The sequence below is a fragment of the Burkholderia sp. 28_3 genome, assembly GCF_003253915.1.
Lineage (GTDB): Bacteria > Pseudomonadota > Gammaproteobacteria > Burkholderiales > Burkholderiaceae > Burkholderia > Burkholderia cenocepacia.
The window spans coordinates 56455-71966 of the sequence record NZ_QKZF01000022.1; the positions used below are offsets into that span (position 1 = coordinate 56455).

Genomic DNA, 15512 nt, shown 5'->3' on the forward strand with positions numbered 1-15512 from the left:
GCCGTGCGGCCCGCGGCGGCTCGTCAGTCGACGAGACTGTCCAGCGCCTTCGTGTAGCGGTTCGCGTGGCTGCGTTCGGCTTTCGCGAGCGTCTCGAACCAGTTCGCGATTTCGTCGAAACCTTCGTCGCGCGCGGTCTTCGCCATGCCCGGATACATGTCGGTGTATTCGTGCGTTTCGCCGGCGATCGCCGATTCGAGATTCAGGCGCGACGAACCGAACGGCAAGCCCGTGGCCGGATCGCCGACGGCTTCCAGGTATTCGAGATGGCCGTGCGCATGGCCGGTTTCGCCTTCGGCGGTCGAGCGGAACAGCGCGGCGATGTCGTTCTGCCCCTCGACGTCGGCCTTCGAAGCGAAATACAGATAGCGTCGATTCGCCTGCGATTCGCCCGCGAATGCGGCCTTCAGGTTCTCTTCGGTTTTGCTGCCCTTGAGTTGAGCCATTTGCGCCTCCGTTCGAGTCGGCGCGGCCGCGTGCGACGCCGGGCCGATCAGATATGTGGGGAACGATGCGTGCGCCGGGCGCGCATCGTGCTCTTCAATCTAGGCGCTCGCGTTCGCATCACCCAATAGGCTTTTTCAATGCGGACGATAGTGTCGGGTGCGGGGTGCAAGGCGGACGGTCGGGAAGACGGAGCGCGCGCGTCATGCATCACGCGTCATACGGCAGCGCGTCACGCATCCATCGCGCGCTTGAGCAGCAATTCGCGCTCACGCTCGTTGCGCGTCAAATCCGCCGCGCGGCGGAACTCCAGCTTGGCCTCGTCGGCGCGGCCGAGCTTCGCGAGCAGATCGCCGCGCACACTCGGCAGCCAGTGATAGCGCGCGAGCGCCGGATCGTCACGCAGCACGTCGACGAGTTCGAGCGCCGCGGCCGGACCGAACGCCATGCCCACGGCCACCGCGCGATTCAGTTCGACGACCGGCGACGGCGCGACTTCGGCGAGCGCGTCATACAGCGCGACGATCTGCGCCCAGTCGGTGTCCGCCGCCTGCCGCGCGCGCGCGTGGCAAGCCGCGAGCGCGGCCTGCAGCGCATACGGCCCGCGCACGCCGCCGAGCTTCGTCGCCCGCTCCAGCGCCGCGAGGCCGCGCCGGATCAGCAACGGATCCCAGCGGCTGCGGTCCTGGTCGAGCAGCAGCACGGGCCGGCCCTGTGCATCGACGCGTGCATGCATGCGCGACGCCTGTAGCTCCATCAGCGCGACGAGCCCGAGCACTTCGCTTTCATCCGGCGCGAGCCCGGCCAGCACGCGGCCGAGCCGCAACGCCTCGTCGCAGAGCGCCGGACGCATCCAGTCGTCGCCCGCCGTCGCCGCATGGCCCTCGTTGAACACGAGGTAGATCACTTCGAGCACCGACGCGAGCCGCGCCGGCCGCGCATCGGCGGCCGGCACCTCGAACGGCACGTGCGCCGCCGCGAGCGTGCGTTTCGCGCGCACGATCCGCTGCGCGATCGTCGGCTCGGGCGTCAGGAACGCCCGGGCGATCTCGCCCGTCGTCAGCCCGCCGAGCAGCCGCAGCGTCAGCGCGACGCGCGCGTCGGTCGACAGCACCGGGTGGCACGACGTGAAGATCAGCCGCAGCAGGTCGTCGCCGATGTCGTCGTCGCTCGCGTCGGCGAGCGCGTCCGCGATGTCGGGGACGACGTGCGCTTCGAGCGCGTCCATCTCGTGACCGAGCTGGTCGCGCTTCGCCGCATGAAGCGACTCCTGCCGGACCCTGTCGAGCGCGCGGCGCTTCACGGCCGTCATCAGCCAGGCGGCCGGGTTGTCGGGCACGCCGTCGACGGGCCAGTGCTCGAGCGCCGCGACGAGCGTGTCCTGCGCCAGTTCCTCGGCCACGCCGACGTCGCGCACCACGCGCGCGGCGCGCGCGATGATCTTCGGCGCCTCGATTCGCCAGACTGCCTCGATCGCACGATGCGTGGCCTCATGCGTCACGACGCCTGCCCCTGGGCGGACGCATCCAGCGGCATGGCCATCAGCTCCCACGTATGACCGTCCGGATCGGTGAACCCGTGGCCGTACATGTTCGGATACTCGCGCGGCGCCTGCGGCGCGGCCCCGCCGGCCGCCAGCGCCTTCGCGACGAGCCCGTCGACTTCGGCACGGCTGTCGCACGACAGGCACGACAACACCTGGATATGCGTGGCCGGATCGATGATCGTCTTGTCGGTGAAGGTCTGGAAAAACGGCCGCACCAGCAGCATCGCGAAGATCGTGTCGCTGATCTTGATGCAGGCGGCCTGCTCGTTGGTATAGGCCGGCACGACCTCGAAACCGAGCGCCTGGTAGAACGTCTTCGCGCGCGGCAGGTCGGCTACCGGCAGGTTGATGAAAACCATCTTGTGCATGACGGATACTCCGGTGAGGTGGGATTCAGGCGTGGCTGCGGCCGACGTGGAGGTCACGGAACCGCTCGACCGCATCGCTCGGCGTGAGGTCGTCGAGCTCGAACAGCGGCCGCACCTCGATCTCGCAGTCGAGCTCGGCGCCGAACGGCGCGGGGAACCGGCGCGTCCATTCGAGCGCCTCGTCGCGCGAGCGCACCTGGATCAGCGTATAGCCGGCGATCAGTTCCTTCGTTTCGGCGAACGGGCCGTCGATCACCGTGCCCTTGCCGCCCGTGTAGCGCACGCGCCAGCCGTGGGCGCTCGACCGCAGGCCGTTGGCGTCGAGCAGCACGCCGGCTTTCGCCAGCTCCTCGTGATAGACCGTCATGGCCTCGACCAGCCGGTTGTCCGGCAACGCGTCGGATTCGCTGACGGCGTTCGCCCGGATCATGATCATGAATCGCATCGTTTACTCCTTGTCGTCGGTGGAAGGCGGCGCCCGTTCCGCGGCGCCTTATCCGGACGACGGGCGGAAGATGGCCCGATCGACATGCGCCACGACAAATCAGGGTAAATACCGAGTCGCGACGTTCACAGGAAGCACGGGCCGACCGCGCGCACCTCGACCGTGCACCATTGCGCGGCCGGGCACTGGCGCGCGATTTCGATCGCTTCCTCGCGCGTGTCGACGTTGACGAGGAAGAAGCCGCCGACCATCTCCTTCGCCTCGGCGAACGGGCCGTCGAGCAGGCGCGTCTCGCCGTCGCGCACCTGCACGCGCGTGCCGCGCTCGGACCGCTCGAGCGACTCGACGCCGCGCAGCACGCCGCGCGCCTTCAGCGACTCGGCGAAATCGACCATCCGCGCATAGAGCGCCTGACCTTCGTCGAGTGTGCGCTCGGCGCGCTGTTCGGTCGGTTCGACAATCAACAGCATGTAAGACATGGATTTCTCCTGTGGGGACGGGGCGCGGCGGCATGCGCCGGGCGAGCGGCACGCGGCGCCCGGTGCGAAAGCGTAACAGCCGCGAGGCGGCTTGCCGCATCGTTGGCCAATCGGTACTGGCCGGACGGCCATTTCGGCCGCAGCCTGACATTTTGCCTTCAAGATGCGGTCCCGAACTGTCGGATTTTGATCCTGTGGACCGTCTCATGTCACGCCCGCTTCCCCTGTTTGCCGTTGCGCCGTTCGTGGCGTCGTCCGTCGGGCTGTCCGTGGCCCTCTGTGCCCGGCCCGCCGCCGCGCTGCCGGTCAGCAGCGGCTGCGGCGGCGCGGCCACGGCGATCGCCGAGATCCGTCGCGCCGGCGGCCCGTCGCCGCTCGCCGGGCAAACGACGTCGATCGAAGCGGTCGTCACCGCGGCGTTCGGTGGCGCCGACGGCCTGGGCGGCTTCTTCGTCCAGCAGGCCGACGCGCAGCGGCGGCGCCGGCCGGGTATCCCGGAAGGCCTGTTCGTCTACGCACCGAACGCGCGCGCGGCGCCCGGCGATCTCGTGCATCTGACGGGCAAGGTCGACGAGCAATACGGCCGCACGCAATTCACGCTGACGGGCGGCATGGCCGTCTGCGCGCGCGGGCAGACGGTCACGCCGGCGACGCTCACGCTGCCGGTCGCGTCGCCGGCCGTCCTGGCCGCGCACGAAGCGATGCGCGTACGCCTGCCGCAAACGCTGACGGTCAGCGATACCCACGAACTCGGCCGCTACGGCAGCATCGTGCTGAGCAACGGCCGGCTGCGCACGCCGACCAAGGTCGGGCCGCCGGCCGACGCCGCCGCGCACGCCGCGGCCAACGTACTGAACCGCATCGTGCTCGACGATGGGTCGAACCGGCGCGACCCGGCGACCGTCCGCTATCCGCCGCCCGCGCTGAGCGCCGCCAACACGCTGCGCGCGGGCTATACGGTACGCGGCGTCGAAGGCGTGCTCGAATGGCGCTACGGCACCTGGCGGCTGCAGCCGGTGGCCGGCGCGGCGCCCGTCTTCGATGCCGCCGCGAACCCGCGTCGCGCGGCACCGGCCCGGCATCCCGATGCCGACGTGCGCGTCGTGTCGTTCAACGTCTTCAATTATTTCAACGGCGACGGCCATGGCGGCGGATTCGACGCGCCGGGCAACCGCGGCGCGAAAACGCCCGCCGCGTTCGCGCGGCAGGAAGCGAAGATCGTCGCGGCGTTGCGCGCGCTGCGCGCCGACGTGATCGGGCTGATGGAAATCGCGAACAACGGCCACGGCGACGCGAGCGCCATCCGACGGCTCGCCGCGCAGCTCGGCGACGGCTGGCGCACGGTCGACCCCGGCACCGCGCGGCTGGGTCGCGACGCGATCGCGGTCGCACTGCTATACGACAGCCGCACGGTCGAGCCGGTCGGGCGCGCCGCCACCGTCGCCCTCGGCGGCCGCCATCGCCCGCCGCTCGCGCAGACGTTCCGGCGCATCGGCGGCACGCACGCTTTCACCGTCGCGGTCAATCACCTGAAGTCGAAGAATTGCCCGCACGCGAGCGGCGCCAATCTCGACCAATCCGACGGCCAGGGCTGCTGGAATGCGGCGCGCACGCGGGCCGCCGCGCGCGTCGCCGACTGGCTCGCCACCTCGCCGACGGGCGTCGCCGCCGGCGGCGTGCTGCTGATCGGCGATCTGAACAGTTATGCGAAGGAAGACCCGGTTCGCGCGCTCGAGGCGCGCGGCTATGCGAACCTGGTGGCGCGCTTCGTCGGCGATGCTGCGTACAGCTACGTATTTCGCGGCGAAGCCGGCAATCTCGACCATGCGCTGGCCACGCCGCCGCTCGCCGCGCGCGTGAAAGCCGTGCGGTTCTGGCACATCAACGCCGACGAACCGCTCGTTCTGCAACCCGTGCCCGATTACAAAACGTCCGCGCGCCGGTCGACTTATTACGCACCCGACGCCTACCGCTCGTCGGACCACGATCCCGTCGTCATCGACGTCGCGCTGGACGAGGCCGCCGCGCAACCGGCACCGGGCACAAATCGTGCGCATCGATGACGCGTCGAGTAGTGCATTTGCATCAACAACCGACCTGCAACGGCACTATTTACCTGATGCCCCTGGCGACGCCATATTTACCGGACCTTCACTGCGCCCCGCTGCTCGACACGCTGTACCGCCCCGACACGCGAAATTTTTTCAACCGCTGCGCGGCCCCGCGCGACGGGGCTCCCCGGCGATCCTGCCGACGCATTGAAAATTTGTCTCGAAACTCAATCGGATCAAGTGAATCACATCAGTTGCTGCGATTCGTCTTATCTTCAAATTGCCTGGAATCAAAGGAGGATAAACACCATGGCGCTTACCGACTCGATCGAACACAAGCTGGACCGCGGCCTGTCCGACATCCGTCGCACCGGCCGGCGCGTGGGCCGCACGACGCGCTCGGCGGCCCGCGACCTGCATGCCGACGTGACCGACGATCTGCGCGGGCTGGTCGACGAACTGGAAGATCTGCTGAAGAACGATGGCGATGGCGATATCGCCGCCCTGCGCAAGCGCGTGCAATCGCGGCTCGATGAAGCGCGCAGCGCGCTCGACTACGCGTCGGGCAGCGCGGCCGCCCGGCTGCGCGATTCGGCCGAACGCGTATCGCAGGCCGTGCACGACAACCCCTGGCAAACCGCCGGCGTCGTCGCGGGCCTCGCGTTCGTTGCGGGCCTGCTCCTTTCCCGCCGTTGAACGGGGCCGCGTGCAACGCCGCCCGCCCCGCCCGTCATCCATCAGACAACGAAGGAGAACCGCCATGCAGAAGTCCCTCGCCATGAAAGCCGCCGCCGCCGTGATGCTGGGCAGCCTCGCCCTCGCCGGCTGCACGACCACGTCCGGCAAACCCGATAGCGCCGCGGCCAGCGCGTCGAAGCGTCAGTCGATCGACGCCAGCGTGAACGCCACGTTGTCGCGCCTGTATTCGACGGTGCCGGGTTCGCGCGACCTGGTCTCGAAAGCACGCGGCGTCCTCGTGTTCCCGAACGTGCTGCAGGCCGGCTTCATCGTCGGCGCCCAGTCCGGCAACGGCGCGCTGCGGGTCGGCGGCAGCACCGTCGGCTACTACAACACGTCGTCGCTGTCGGTCGGCCTGCAGGCCGGCGCGCAGTCGAAGGCGGTCGTGTTCCTGTTCATGACGCAGGATGCGCTCGACTCGTTCCGCAAGTCGGACGGCTGGTCGGCCGGCGCCGACGCATCGGTCGCGGTCGTGAAGGTCGGCGCGAACGGCGCGGTCGACTCCAACACGGCTACCGCACCGGTGGAAGTGCTGGTCCTGACCAACGCGGGCCTGATGGGCGACCTGTCGGTGAACGGCACGAAGGTCACCAAGCTCAACATCTGACGACGCGGTACGCGGCCTCGCGCCGCGTTCGCTTCCCGGCAGCGCCGCGGCCCCGGCCGCGGCGTTTTCGCATGTGTCTCACGCAGCGGCTATGATGGCGGCACCTTTGCGGGCATACTCCGCATGGGCCGCCCGGCGGCGCATTGCGCCGCGAACCCGTGACGTTCGCGAACCGATCGCGCACGGGACAACGAGATTCAATCAAACCACGCATCAATCTGCGCGAATGTCACCCATGGATAGCGGACACGACCACCAAAAATTCTTCTACTTCCTGCTGTTCGCGGTCACCGTCGGACTGTGCTGGATCCTCGCGCCGTTCTCCGGCGCCGTGTTCTGGGGCACCATACTCGCGATCCTGTTCCAGCCCGTGCAACGCTGGCTCGCCGCGCGCTTCGGCAAGCGGCGCAACCTGGCCGCGCTCGTCACGATGTCGCTGATCATCCTGATCGTGATCCTGCCGCTCGTGTTCGTCACGGCGACGCTCGTGCAGGAAATCGCGTACGTGTACCAGGAGCTCAAGGACGCGCAGCCGAATTATTCGCAGTACTTCCATGACATCATTCACGCGCTGCCGACGTCGATCCAGAACCTGCTGCAGAAGTACGGGCTGACCAACATCCCGGGCATCCAGAAGAAGCTGACCGACGGCGCCGCGCAGATCAGCCAGTTCGCAGCCGCCCAGGCGCTCAGCATCGGCCAGAACACGTTCCAGTTCGTCGTGAGCTTCGGCGTGATGCTGTACATGGTGTTCTTCCTGCTGCGCGACGGCGGCGAGATCGGCCGGCGCGTGCGCCGCGCGCTGCCGCTCGACGAAGAGCACAAGAACCTGCTGCTCGCGAAATTCACGACGGTCGTGCGCGCAACGGTGAAGGGCAACATCGCGGTCGCGCTCGTCCAGGGCGCGCTCGGCGGGCTGATCTTCTGGATCCTCGGGATCGAGGGCGTCGTGCTGTGGGGCGCGCTGATGGCGTTCCTGTCGCTGCTGCCCGCGATCGGCGCGAGCCTCGTCTGGGTGCCGGCCGCGCTCTACTTCCTGATGATCGGCGCGGTCTGGAAGTGCGTGATCCTCGTCGCGTTCTGCGTCGGCGTGATCGGCCTCGTCGACAACCTGCTGCGCCCGATCCTCGTCGGCAAGGACACGAAGATGCCCGACTGGGTCGTGCTGATCTCGACGCTCGGCGGGATGGCGCTGTTCGGCATCAACGGCTTCGTGATCGGGCCGCTCGTCGCCGCGCTGTTCATGGCCAGTTGGGACATCTACGCACGCTCCGAACAGGGCGAATGACGCACGTCCGGCCGCCGGCGCTCCGCACGCCTGCGGAAAGCGCCGGTCAAGGATGACGGATATGGATCAGGACGGGCGCCACGGCGCCCGTTGCTTCATCCGCCGCGACCGTCATCACGCCGCCATACGGGCCGACGCGCTGCACCCGGCCCGGCGCCAGCAGCACGCTTCGCCCGGTATGCGCATCGCGCCACGTGGCACGCACCGCCGTGCCGCTCTCGGGCGCGAACGGCGCGCCGGCGGGCCCGACCAGCGCCACCTGCGCACCGGCCAAACGCCGGCCATGCGCATCGAACCGGACCGTGGCCGTTGCTCTGCCGTCGACCGCCTGCTCCGCGTCGACGGGCACACCCGCCGGGGCATCGAGCGTCACGTCGTAGAGATCGACGAGCGAGCCGGTGAACCGGACGACGCCATCCGACGCGGGCTGCCCAGCCGCCATCGCGTTCGACGTGGCAGCCGACATCGCGAGTACGACACCGAGCCCGAGCAGCATCTTCCGCACGACGCCGGCGCCTCCTGCCGTTGCCGTTGCCAACCGCTTCGCGTTGTTCCGCATGGTTCCTCCCCTCTACCGCGTCACCAGAAAAACAGGCGGCGTGACGCGTCGGTCACGCCGCCTGTGTGCTGGCAATCACTGTAGGGAGAGCGGCCCGGACAATATATGGGACAAGTCCTAAACTGCAGCCGAATTGATCGAACTCAACGCGACCGACACCGTCCCGCTGCCCGATGCGACCGAGGTCGCACGCCCGTCACGCGTGCGGATCGACGCGCAGCACGAGCTTGCCGCGATGGTCGCCGTCGAACAGGCGGTTCAGCACGTCAGGGGCGTTTTCGAGACCGTCGGCCACGGTTTCCTCGGCCTTGAGCCGGCCGTCGCGCAGCCAGCCCGCGAGCGTCTGCACGGCTTCGCGGCTCTTGCGGTAGTCGAGGATCAGAAAGCCGCGCATCGTCAGTCGCTTCGAGATCAGCACGCCGACGTCGTCCGCCGCGCGGCCGCTGTTGTAGTTCGAGATCACGCCGCACAGCGCGACGCGCCCGCCGATCACCATCCGCGACAGCACCGCCCGCATCACCTCGCCGCCGACGTTCTCGAAGTTCACGTGCACGCCGTCCGGCGTCGCCGCCTTCAGTTGCTGGCGGAAATCGTCGGCCTTGTAGTCGACGGCCGCATCGAAGCCGAGCGTGTCGGTCAGGTAACGGCACTTGTCCGCGCCGCCCGCGATGCCGACCACCCGCGCGCCGTGGATCTTGCCGATCTGCCCGGCGATCGAGCCGACCGAGCCGGCCGCCGCCGACACGACGAGCGTTTCGCCCGGTTGCACCGGCGCGATGTCGGTCAGCCCGTAGTACGCGGTCAGCCCGCTCATCCCGCACGCGCCGAGCAGGGTCGGCAGCGGCAGGCCCGACTGCGCGGGCAGCTTCACGAGCTGCGCGGCCTGCTCGGCCGGCACGACCGCGTAGTCCTGCCAGCCGACCAGCCCCTGCACGAGATCGCCTTCCGCGAAACCCGCATGGCGCGACGCGACCACGCGGCCGATCCCGAGCGCGCGCATCACCTCGCCGATCGCGACGGGCGGCAGGTACTGCGGCACGTCGCTCATCCACACGCGGTTGGTCGGGTCCATCGACAGGTACAGCACGCGCACGAGCACCTCGCCGTCGGCGAGCGCCGGCACCGGCGTCTCGACGAACGAAAAATGGTCGCGGCCGACCCGCCCTTCCGGGCGCGTCTTCAGCAGCAGCTGGCGGTTCACGGGTGTCGACATGATGTTCTCCTCCAATCGTTGTCGTTCGGGATGCGCGTCAGACCGCGCACATGCCGCCGTCGATCACGAGTTCGGCGGCCGTCACGAAACGGCTCTCGTCGGACGCGAGATACACGGCCGCATGCGCGACGTCGTCCGGCTCGCCGAGCCGGCGCAGCGGAATGCCGCGCGCGAGCTTGCGGGTCGCGTCGCGTTCGCCGAGCGACTGGAACAGCGGCTCGACGATTCCCGTGCGAATGAACGCCGGATGAATCGAATTGCAGCGCACGTCGATCTCGCGCCGCGCGCAGTCGATCGCGATCGACTTCGTCAGCGACGCGACCGCCGCCTTCGATGCGTTGTACGCGGTGAAATCCGGCTCGACCTTGAGCGCGGCGACCGACGAGATGTTGATGATCGACGCGGGATGGCTCTCGGCCAGATACGACAGCGCGTGCTTGCAGCCGAGCACGATGCTCTCGACGTTGATCGCCATCACGCGGCGCCATTCGTCCAGCTCGATTTGCGCGGGCGAGCCGATCGAGCCGACGCCCGCATTGTTGACGAGCACCGACAGAGCGCCCATCGCATCGGTCGCCTGCGCGAGCAACGCCTGCCAGCGCGCTTCGTCGCGCACGTCCTGGGTCGCGGCGAACGCGACCGGCGTCGCGTGGCCCGCGTTGAGTTCCTGCGCGAACGCGTCGAGGACCGCCGCTTCCGCGATGTCGGTCAGGAACACGCGCGCGCCCTGCTCGACCATCCGGCGCGCGATCGCGCGGCCGAGGCCGCCGGCGGCGCCCGTGATGTATGCGCACTTGCCAGCGAGGCGCGGAGAAACGATTGTCATGTGACCTGCTCCTGTCGTGAATCGTCGTCGCGGAACGCTGCCGCAACGGGGTTTCCGTGTCTCAGCCAACCGACGTGCGCCGGTCGCCGCTGCGCCGACATGACGGCGCACCGCACGGATTCCGGGAGTATATCGAGATGAACGCGGCGCGCGCCGGACCGGCCGGGCGGCGCGCCCGCGCTCGAACGACAGCCAGCGTACGCGAATGCCGCCGATCGATGAAATGAATATTCGTTATGCCCGGTCATAGGTACCGTTCATGAGCCGAACGTACCGGCGCCCATCCGCGAACAGCACGGCGCGACCGGTCGGATGGGCTGCGTCGGCTCGTCGACTATCGGGATAACGGGCGTTGCGTTCCGCGTGGGCGAGGAAGCCATCGAGAAGATGATCCGGCGTCGAATCCTGCACCGCGCCGGAAAGCGCCGGACGAACGCCGGCGGCAGGAAAGCGGGCCGCAGCGCCCGCCATCGGCAACCGTCAGAAGCCGTCGCCCGACGGCGCGCGCACGAACGCGCAGAGTTGCGGCGAATGCGTGTCGATCATCTGCTGGAACGGCGCACGGTGCCCGTACGCGATACCCGACACGAGCAACAGGCAGACCGCCGCGACGCGCGGCGAGAACGCGCGCTGCCGCACGCCGTCGTAGCCGCGCAGGAACATCAGCGCGACCAGCGCGCCGAGCACCCAGCCGACGACGACTTCCGGCACGCTGTGCGAGTGATCGAATACGCGGGCAACGGCCGTGATCGCGCCGATGGCCAGCCCGGCCGCGATGCCGGGCGCCTTGCCGTGCCGGAACGCCTGCCACAGCATCGACAGCGCGACCGTCCATACGGACGTCGACAGCATCGTATGGCCGCTGATCACGCGGAAATCGAACTGCGCAAGCTCGATGCCGCAGCCGGCATACAGGATCTTCGTGGCGCCGACGACGCCCATCCCGGCGGCCAGCAGCACGCCCCAGCGGGCGGCGAGGCGCCAGTCGGTCAGCGCGAGCCACGCCGCGCAGGTCAACGCGATCGGCAGGGTCAGCGCGGCATCGCCGATGTTGCTGATTTCACTCCACATGATGGACTTCGGAGACGATCGAAAGACCGCAGTTTACCGCAGGCACGCAACGTGCCTGTGTCAGCCTGTGACAGGCTGTATCAACCGGCGACACCGGTAATCAACAGCAGGTTCGTGCCGGTGATCACGGCGAACAGCGTCCACGCGGCCACCTGCATCCCGCGCCCGATCGCGTGCTCGCCCATCGTGCGGCGATCGCTGACCGAGCGGATCAGCGGCCACATCGCGAACGGCAATTGCAGGCTCAGCAGCACCTGGCTCCACACGAGCAGTTGCCCGACCGAGCCGTCGCCGAGCCACAGCACGCCGATCAGCGCCGGCACGAGCGCGAGCCCGCGCGTGATCAGCCGGCGCTGGTAACACGGGATCTTCGTATGCAGGAAGCCATCCATGATGACCTGGCCGGCGATCGTGCCGGTCAGCGTCGAGCTTTGACCCGACGCGAGCAGCGCGATGCCGAACAACAGCGCGGCCGCACCACCGGCGATCGGCGTGATCAGCCGGTACGCCTGCTCGATGTCGGTCACGTTGTGCTGGCCCGTCGCATGGAATGCCGCGCCCGCGACGACGAGGATCGCCGCGTTGACGAGCATCGCGACGAACAGCGACACGCAGGTATCGATGCGCACCAGCGCCAGCGTGTCGCGGATCACGCCGCGCGCACCGCCGACGACGTGCCGCGTCTGCACGACCGACGAATGCAGATACAGGTTGTGCGGCATGATCGTCGCGCCGACGATGCCGAGCGCGAGCACGATCGCATCCTTGCGGTCGTGGCCCGGGTCGCCCGGCACGAGGCCGCTCACCACCGCATGCCAGTCGGGCGGCGTGATCGCCACCTGCGCGACGAAGCAGAACGCCATCGTCGCGATCAGCCCGAGCACGATCGCCTCGATCTGCCGGAACCCCTTGCCCTGCAGGCCGAGCACGATCACCGTGTCGAGCGCGGTCAGCACGACGCCCCACGCGAGCGGCACGCCGAGCAGCAGCTTGAACGCGAGCGCGCAGCCGAGCACTTCCGCGATGTCGCACGCGATGATCGACACCTCGGCGGTGATCCACTGCACGACGCGGCCGAACCGGCCGTAGCGGTCGTAGCTGGCCTGCGCGAGATCCTTGCCCGCGACGAGACCGAGCCGCGCCGCGAGCATCTGCAGGAAGATCGCCGCGAGGCTCGAGAACGCGACGACCCACAGCAGCGAATAGCCGAACTGCGAGCCGGCCTGGATATCGGTCGCCCAGTTGCCGGGGTCCATGTAGCCGATCGCGACCAGCAGGCCGGGGCCGAAGAAACGCCTGAGCTTCTGCCAGCGCGGCGCGGCGGCGTCGATCGTAATGCTGCCCTTTACTTCCGACGGGCAGAAAGGGGCGGTGGCGGTAGTGGGGAGGAAGGGCATGGAAACCGGGAATCGAGATCGCGATCCGTCGATTTTACGGGTATCCGTCCCGTTTTATCGTGCGCGACCACGCACGCGTCGCACCCCGCTCCGTCAACGTCGCCGTCGCCGTCGCAACATGCGGCGGCTCGCCCTTCGTCCGGAACGGGCGACGCCGCGCCCTGCGCGAGGATCTTTTCCCGCTCGGCGACGCGAAACTCGGTCGGCGACATCAGCAGCCGCTGCCGAAACAGCTTCGCGAGCCGCTCGCCGCTGCCGAAGCCGGTGCGCCGCGCGACCTTGTCGGCCGGCAGCGTCGTATGGATCAGCATGTGGCACGCCCGTTCGAGCCGCACGTGCTGGACGAACTCGGTCGGCGTCACGCCGATTTCCTTCTTGAAGCGCCGCAGGAAATTGCGCTCGCTCATCGCGGCCGCCTGCGCGGCGCTCGCAATCGAGATGCGGTTCACGCTCTGCGCGCGCAGCCGTTGCGCGGACATCCGGATCGACGGGCTCGCACTCAGTTCGCGGAACGCCCACATCGACTGCGCATAGCGCTGCTCGACCGGCCGCATCATGTTGCTGGCGATCTCCTGCGCGGCGCTGTCGCCGAGGTCGACGCGGAACATGTCGAGCGCGGCGGCGAACACGTCGGTCTCGCCGGCCTGCAATTCGATCGTCGTGGTGGCGCGGCGCGCGGCCCTGCCCGGCCGCACGTCGATCGCCGACGACGGCCGTCGCGTGGCGGCGAGCGCGGGCAGATCCATCGCGTCGACGATCCAGCGCGCATGCCGGCGAATGTCGGTCAGGCGCCGCTGCAAGGCGTCGTCCCAGTTGACGGCCGCGCGCTCGCCATGAAGATGAAAGAACGCGAGCGCCCGGCGGCTGTGTTCGTCGCCGAGCGGATCGGCCGCGATGCGCACGCCGGACGACGACTGCAACAGTCCCCCGCTTTCGGAGACGTACTTCAGCTGGTAATCCGCGCTGTACGCATGCAGGCGATTCGCCAGATTGAAAGCTTCGCCGAGGCGCGCAGCCTGGGCCAACGAAAACCCCGTACTCAAATAGATAACGACCCACCGCTGATCTGCTGCATTCACTGGCCAAGCCCCCGACTTGTTCGACTTCTTCTAATACCGTCGAACTGTCAGGCTTATATTTGGTTTGAATGCGTGCGACAGGACGGCTATCCCGAAATATGAAGCGACGGCATCTTAGCCGAACGGGTAGCGCCTTTGGCGCGAAATGGCCGACGGGGACAGCATGATGGCGGATTACTACAGGCTGCTGCCCGCCGCTGGTATGCCGGCACAGAATCGCGTATGCGATGCGGTCGATTATTGCGGCCGTCATCCGCAATGACGGGGGTAATGACAGGCGTATTCGAGGGCGATGTCCATCGGCAAAACAGACGTTCGCGTATCGGCCCGAACGGCATCGACACGCATCGAACGCGCGCGATCGCCGCGCATGTCAACCGGCGCATCCGTTGCCTGCACATCCTTTAGAATCGATCGTCCTTCACCACGCCGCCCGCGATCCGTGCCCGCCGCTCACCGTCTCGACCTGAACCTGTTTCGCGTGCTCGACGCCGTCTACGTGCACGGCGGCATCGGCGCGGCCGCCCGCGCGCTGCATCTCACGCAGCCGGCCGTCACGCATGCGCTCAACCGGCTGCGCGCGCATTTCGACGATCCGCTGTTCGTGCGCCAGGGCAACCGTGTGGTGCCGACCGAACGCACGCGGTCGATCATCGCGGACGTGCAGCTGCATTTGAAAGGCTTGCAAGGCACCGCGCGCGATCCGTCCGCCTTCGATCCCGCGACGCTCGATCTGAGCATCGCGGTCGGCATTCGCGACGTGCTCGAATCCATCGCATTGCCGCGCATCGTCGCCGCGTTCGCCGACGAAGCGCCGGGCCTGCGGCTCGTCAGCCGGCGCATCGCGGTATCCGACATCGAGCGCGAGCTCGCTTCGGGCAATCTCGACCTCGTCGTCGACCGGCGCGTACAGACCGGCCCGCGCATCGCCACCGAACACCTGCTCGACGATTCGCTCGTCGTCGCGCTGCGCCGCGATCATCCGCTCGCGCGCGACGCGCTGCGACGCAGCGACTATTTCGCGGCGCAGCATATCGCCGTGTCGTCGCTCGGCGAGCCGCAATCGCTCGACGTCCTGCTCGGCAACGACGGACGCTTCCGCGACATCCGGCTCACGTGCCAGCACTATTTCGCCGCCTGCCAGATCGCCGCGGCCGGCGACCTGCTCGTCACGCTGCCGCACACCTATGCGCTGCGCATGGCCGCGCTGCTGCCGATCGTCGTGCGACCGCTGCCGCTGCGGCTCAAGCCGTTTCCGCTGCTCGCGTACTGGCACGAATCGCGCGACACCGATCGCGCGCATCAGTGGGTGCGCGAACGCATCGCCGCGCTCGTGCGCAGCAGCGCCGGCATCGCCGACGCGTAGCAGCGCAGCAGGCGCCCGCGCGAACGGGACGGTAT

Annotated in this window: 17 protein-coding genes; 5 read left to right on the forward strand and 12 right to left on the reverse strand. The window is 68.5% G+C overall.

Annotated elements, in window-relative coordinates; translation table 11 throughout:
* Positions 1 to 23 precede the first annotated feature (23 nt).
* The 5 genes from DFS13_RS31905 to DFS13_RS31925 form a co-directional block, all read right to left on the reverse strand.
* The gene (locus tag DFS13_RS31905; protein WP_060212606.1) at positions 24 to 446 is read right to left on the reverse strand and encodes a rubrerythrin family protein; all 423 of its coding nucleotides are present in this window, start codon (positions 444 to 446) and stop codon (positions 24 to 26) included.
* Positions 447 to 676: 230 nt separating this feature from the next.
* Entirely contained in the window at positions 677 to 1945 is a 1269-nt protein-coding gene (locus DFS13_RS31910) for an RNA polymerase sigma factor (RefSeq protein ID WP_006482940.1), read from the reverse strand.
* Entirely contained in the window at positions 1942 to 2358 is a 417-nt protein-coding gene (locus DFS13_RS31915; protein ID WP_006482943.1) for a VOC family protein, read from the reverse strand. Before DFS13_RS31915 ends, DFS13_RS31910 begins: the two co-directional genes overlap by 4 nt.
* 25 nt (positions 2359 to 2383) lie before the next feature.
* Complete coding sequence (locus tag DFS13_RS31920) at positions 2384 to 2803, reverse strand: YciI family protein (protein WP_006482945.1); 420 nt, start codon at positions 2801 to 2803, stop codon at positions 2384 to 2386.
* A 125-nt stretch (positions 2804 to 2928) separates the two neighbouring features.
* Positions 2929 to 3282, reverse strand: coding sequence for a YciI family protein (locus tag DFS13_RS31925; RefSeq protein WP_060212608.1), 354 nt, complete (start codon positions 3280 to 3282; stop codon positions 2929 to 2931).
* A 206-nt stretch (positions 3283 to 3488) separates the two neighbouring features.
* Between DFS13_RS31925 and DFS13_RS31930 the strand changes: the two genes are divergently transcribed.
* From DFS13_RS31930 to DFS13_RS31945, 4 genes are all read left to right on the forward strand, one after another.
* Positions 3489 to 5345, forward strand: a complete 1857-nt coding sequence (locus DFS13_RS31930) for an ExeM/NucH family extracellular endonuclease (protein WP_060212610.1) — start codon at positions 3489 to 3491, stop codon at positions 5343 to 5345.
* 297 nt (positions 5346 to 5642) lie between these two features.
* Positions 5643 to 6029 (forward strand): YqjD family protein, encoded by a 387-nt coding sequence (locus tag DFS13_RS31935; protein ID WP_006487804.1) that lies wholly within the window; start codon positions 5643 to 5645, stop codon positions 6027 to 6029.
* Positions 6030 to 6093: 64 nt separating this feature from the next.
* The gene (locus DFS13_RS31940; protein ID WP_006479499.1) at positions 6094 to 6678 is read left to right on the forward strand and encodes a YSC84-related protein; all 585 of its coding nucleotides are present in this window, start codon (positions 6094 to 6096) and stop codon (positions 6676 to 6678) included.
* A 235-nt stretch (positions 6679 to 6913) separates the two neighbouring features.
* The gene (locus DFS13_RS31945) at positions 6914 to 7966 is read left to right on the forward strand and encodes an AI-2E family transporter (protein ID WP_006487821.1); all 1053 of its coding nucleotides are present in this window, start codon (positions 6914 to 6916) and stop codon (positions 7964 to 7966) included.
* A gap of 46 nt (positions 7967 to 8012) precedes the next feature.
* On the opposite strand, the gene DFS13_RS31950 is transcribed toward DFS13_RS31945, so the two are convergent.
* The 7 genes from DFS13_RS31950 to DFS13_RS31985 all read right to left on the reverse strand — a co-directional run bounded on the left by DFS13_RS31950 (position 8013) and on the right by DFS13_RS31985 (position 14057).
* Positions 8013 to 8525 carry a hypothetical protein gene (locus DFS13_RS31950; protein WP_060212612.1) on the reverse strand — a complete coding sequence of 171 codons (513 nt, stop codon included), beginning with the start codon at positions 8523 to 8525 and terminating at the stop codon, positions 8013 to 8015.
* A gap of 196 nt (positions 8526 to 8721) precedes the next feature.
* A complete protein-coding gene (locus DFS13_RS31955) occupies positions 8722 to 9738 on the reverse strand; it encodes an NADP-dependent oxidoreductase (protein ID WP_060212970.1) in 1017 nt (338 codons plus the stop codon).
* A 37-nt stretch (positions 9739 to 9775) separates the two neighbouring features.
* Positions 9776 to 10564 (reverse strand): SDR family oxidoreductase, encoded by a 789-nt coding sequence (locus DFS13_RS31960; protein WP_060212614.1) that lies wholly within the window; start codon positions 10562 to 10564, stop codon positions 9776 to 9778.
* A gap of 234 nt (positions 10565 to 10798) precedes the next feature.
* A complete protein-coding gene (locus tag DFS13_RS31970) occupies positions 10799 to 11035 on the reverse strand; it encodes a hypothetical protein (RefSeq protein ID WP_080431256.1) in 237 nt (78 codons plus the stop codon).
* Positions 11036 to 11044: 9 nt separating this feature from the next.
* Positions 11045 to 11635 carry a phosphatase PAP2 family protein gene (locus DFS13_RS31975; protein WP_006487811.1) on the reverse strand — a complete coding sequence of 197 codons (591 nt, stop codon included), beginning with the start codon at positions 11633 to 11635 and terminating at the stop codon, positions 11045 to 11047.
* A gap of 80 nt (positions 11636 to 11715) precedes the next feature.
* Positions 11716 to 13032: an Nramp family divalent metal transporter gene (locus tag DFS13_RS31980; protein WP_012493178.1), complete on the reverse strand. Its 1317-nt coding sequence runs from the start codon at positions 13030 to 13032 to the stop codon at positions 11716 to 11718.
* On the reverse strand, positions 12981 to 14057 hold the full coding sequence (locus tag DFS13_RS31985; RefSeq protein WP_006487833.1) for a helix-turn-helix domain-containing protein: 1077 nt from the start codon (positions 14055 to 14057) through the stop codon (positions 12981 to 12983). Before DFS13_RS31985 ends, DFS13_RS31980 begins: the two co-directional genes overlap by 52 nt.
* Positions 14058 to 14553: 496 nt before the next feature.
* Here DFS13_RS31985 and DFS13_RS31990 point away from each other — a divergent pair, with 496 nt between their 5' ends.
* Positions 14554 to 15477 carry a LysR family transcriptional regulator gene (locus DFS13_RS31990; RefSeq protein ID WP_034202650.1) on the forward strand — a complete coding sequence of 308 codons (924 nt, stop codon included), beginning with the start codon at positions 14554 to 14556 and terminating at the stop codon, positions 15475 to 15477.
* Positions 15478 to 15512 lie beyond the last annotated feature (35 nt).

Bases quoted from the DNA above. Each gene is read 5' to 3' on its own strand.
- DFS13_RS31970 (WP_080431256.1), bottom strand. From the start codon at position 11,035: ATGGCGGGCGCTGCGGCCCGCTTTCCTGCCGCCGGCGTTCGTCCGGCG.
- DFS13_RS31980 (WP_012493178.1), bottom strand. From the start codon at position 13,032: ATGCCCTTCCTCCCCACTACCGCCACCGCCCCTTTCTGCCCGTCGGAA.
- DFS13_RS31975 (WP_006487811.1), bottom strand. From the start codon at position 11,635: ATGTGGAGTGAAATCAGCAACATCGGCGATGCCGCGCTGACCCTGCCG.
- DFS13_RS31945 (WP_006487821.1), top strand. From the start codon at position 6,914: ATGGATAGCGGACACGACCACCAAAAATTCTTCTACTTCCTGCTGTTC.
- DFS13_RS31950 (WP_060212612.1), bottom strand. From the start codon at position 8,525: ATGCGGAACAACGCGAAGCGGTTGGCAACGGCAACGGCAGGAGGCGCC.
- DFS13_RS31935 (WP_006487804.1), top strand. From the start codon at position 5,643: ATGGCGCTTACCGACTCGATCGAACACAAGCTGGACCGCGGCCTGTCC.
- DFS13_RS31940 (WP_006479499.1), top strand. From the start codon at position 6,094: ATGCAGAAGTCCCTCGCCATGAAAGCCGCCGCCGCCGTGATGCTGGGC.
- DFS13_RS31960 (WP_060212614.1), bottom strand. From the start codon at position 10,564: ATGACAATCGTTTCTCCGCGCCTCGCTGGCAAGTGCGCATACATCACG.
- DFS13_RS31925 (WP_060212608.1), bottom strand. From the start codon at position 3,282: ATGTCTTACATGCTGTTGATTGTCGAACCGACCGAACAGCGCGCCGAG.
- DFS13_RS31905 (WP_060212606.1), bottom strand. From the start codon at position 446: ATGGCTCAACTCAAGGGCAGCAAAACCGAAGAGAACCTGAAGGCCGCA.
- DFS13_RS31920 (WP_006482945.1), bottom strand. From the start codon at position 2,803: ATGCGATTCATGATCATGATCCGGGCGAACGCCGTCAGCGAATCCGAC.
- DFS13_RS31930 (WP_060212610.1), top strand. From the start codon at position 3,489: ATGTCACGCCCGCTTCCCCTGTTTGCCGTTGCGCCGTTCGTGGCGTCG.
- DFS13_RS31915 (WP_006482943.1), bottom strand. From the start codon at position 2,358: ATGCACAAGATGGTTTTCATCAACCTGCCGGTAGCCGACCTGCCGCGC.
- DFS13_RS31955 (WP_060212970.1), bottom strand. From the start codon at position 9,738: ATGTCGACACCCGTGAACCGCCAGCTGCTGCTGAAGACGCGCCCGGAA.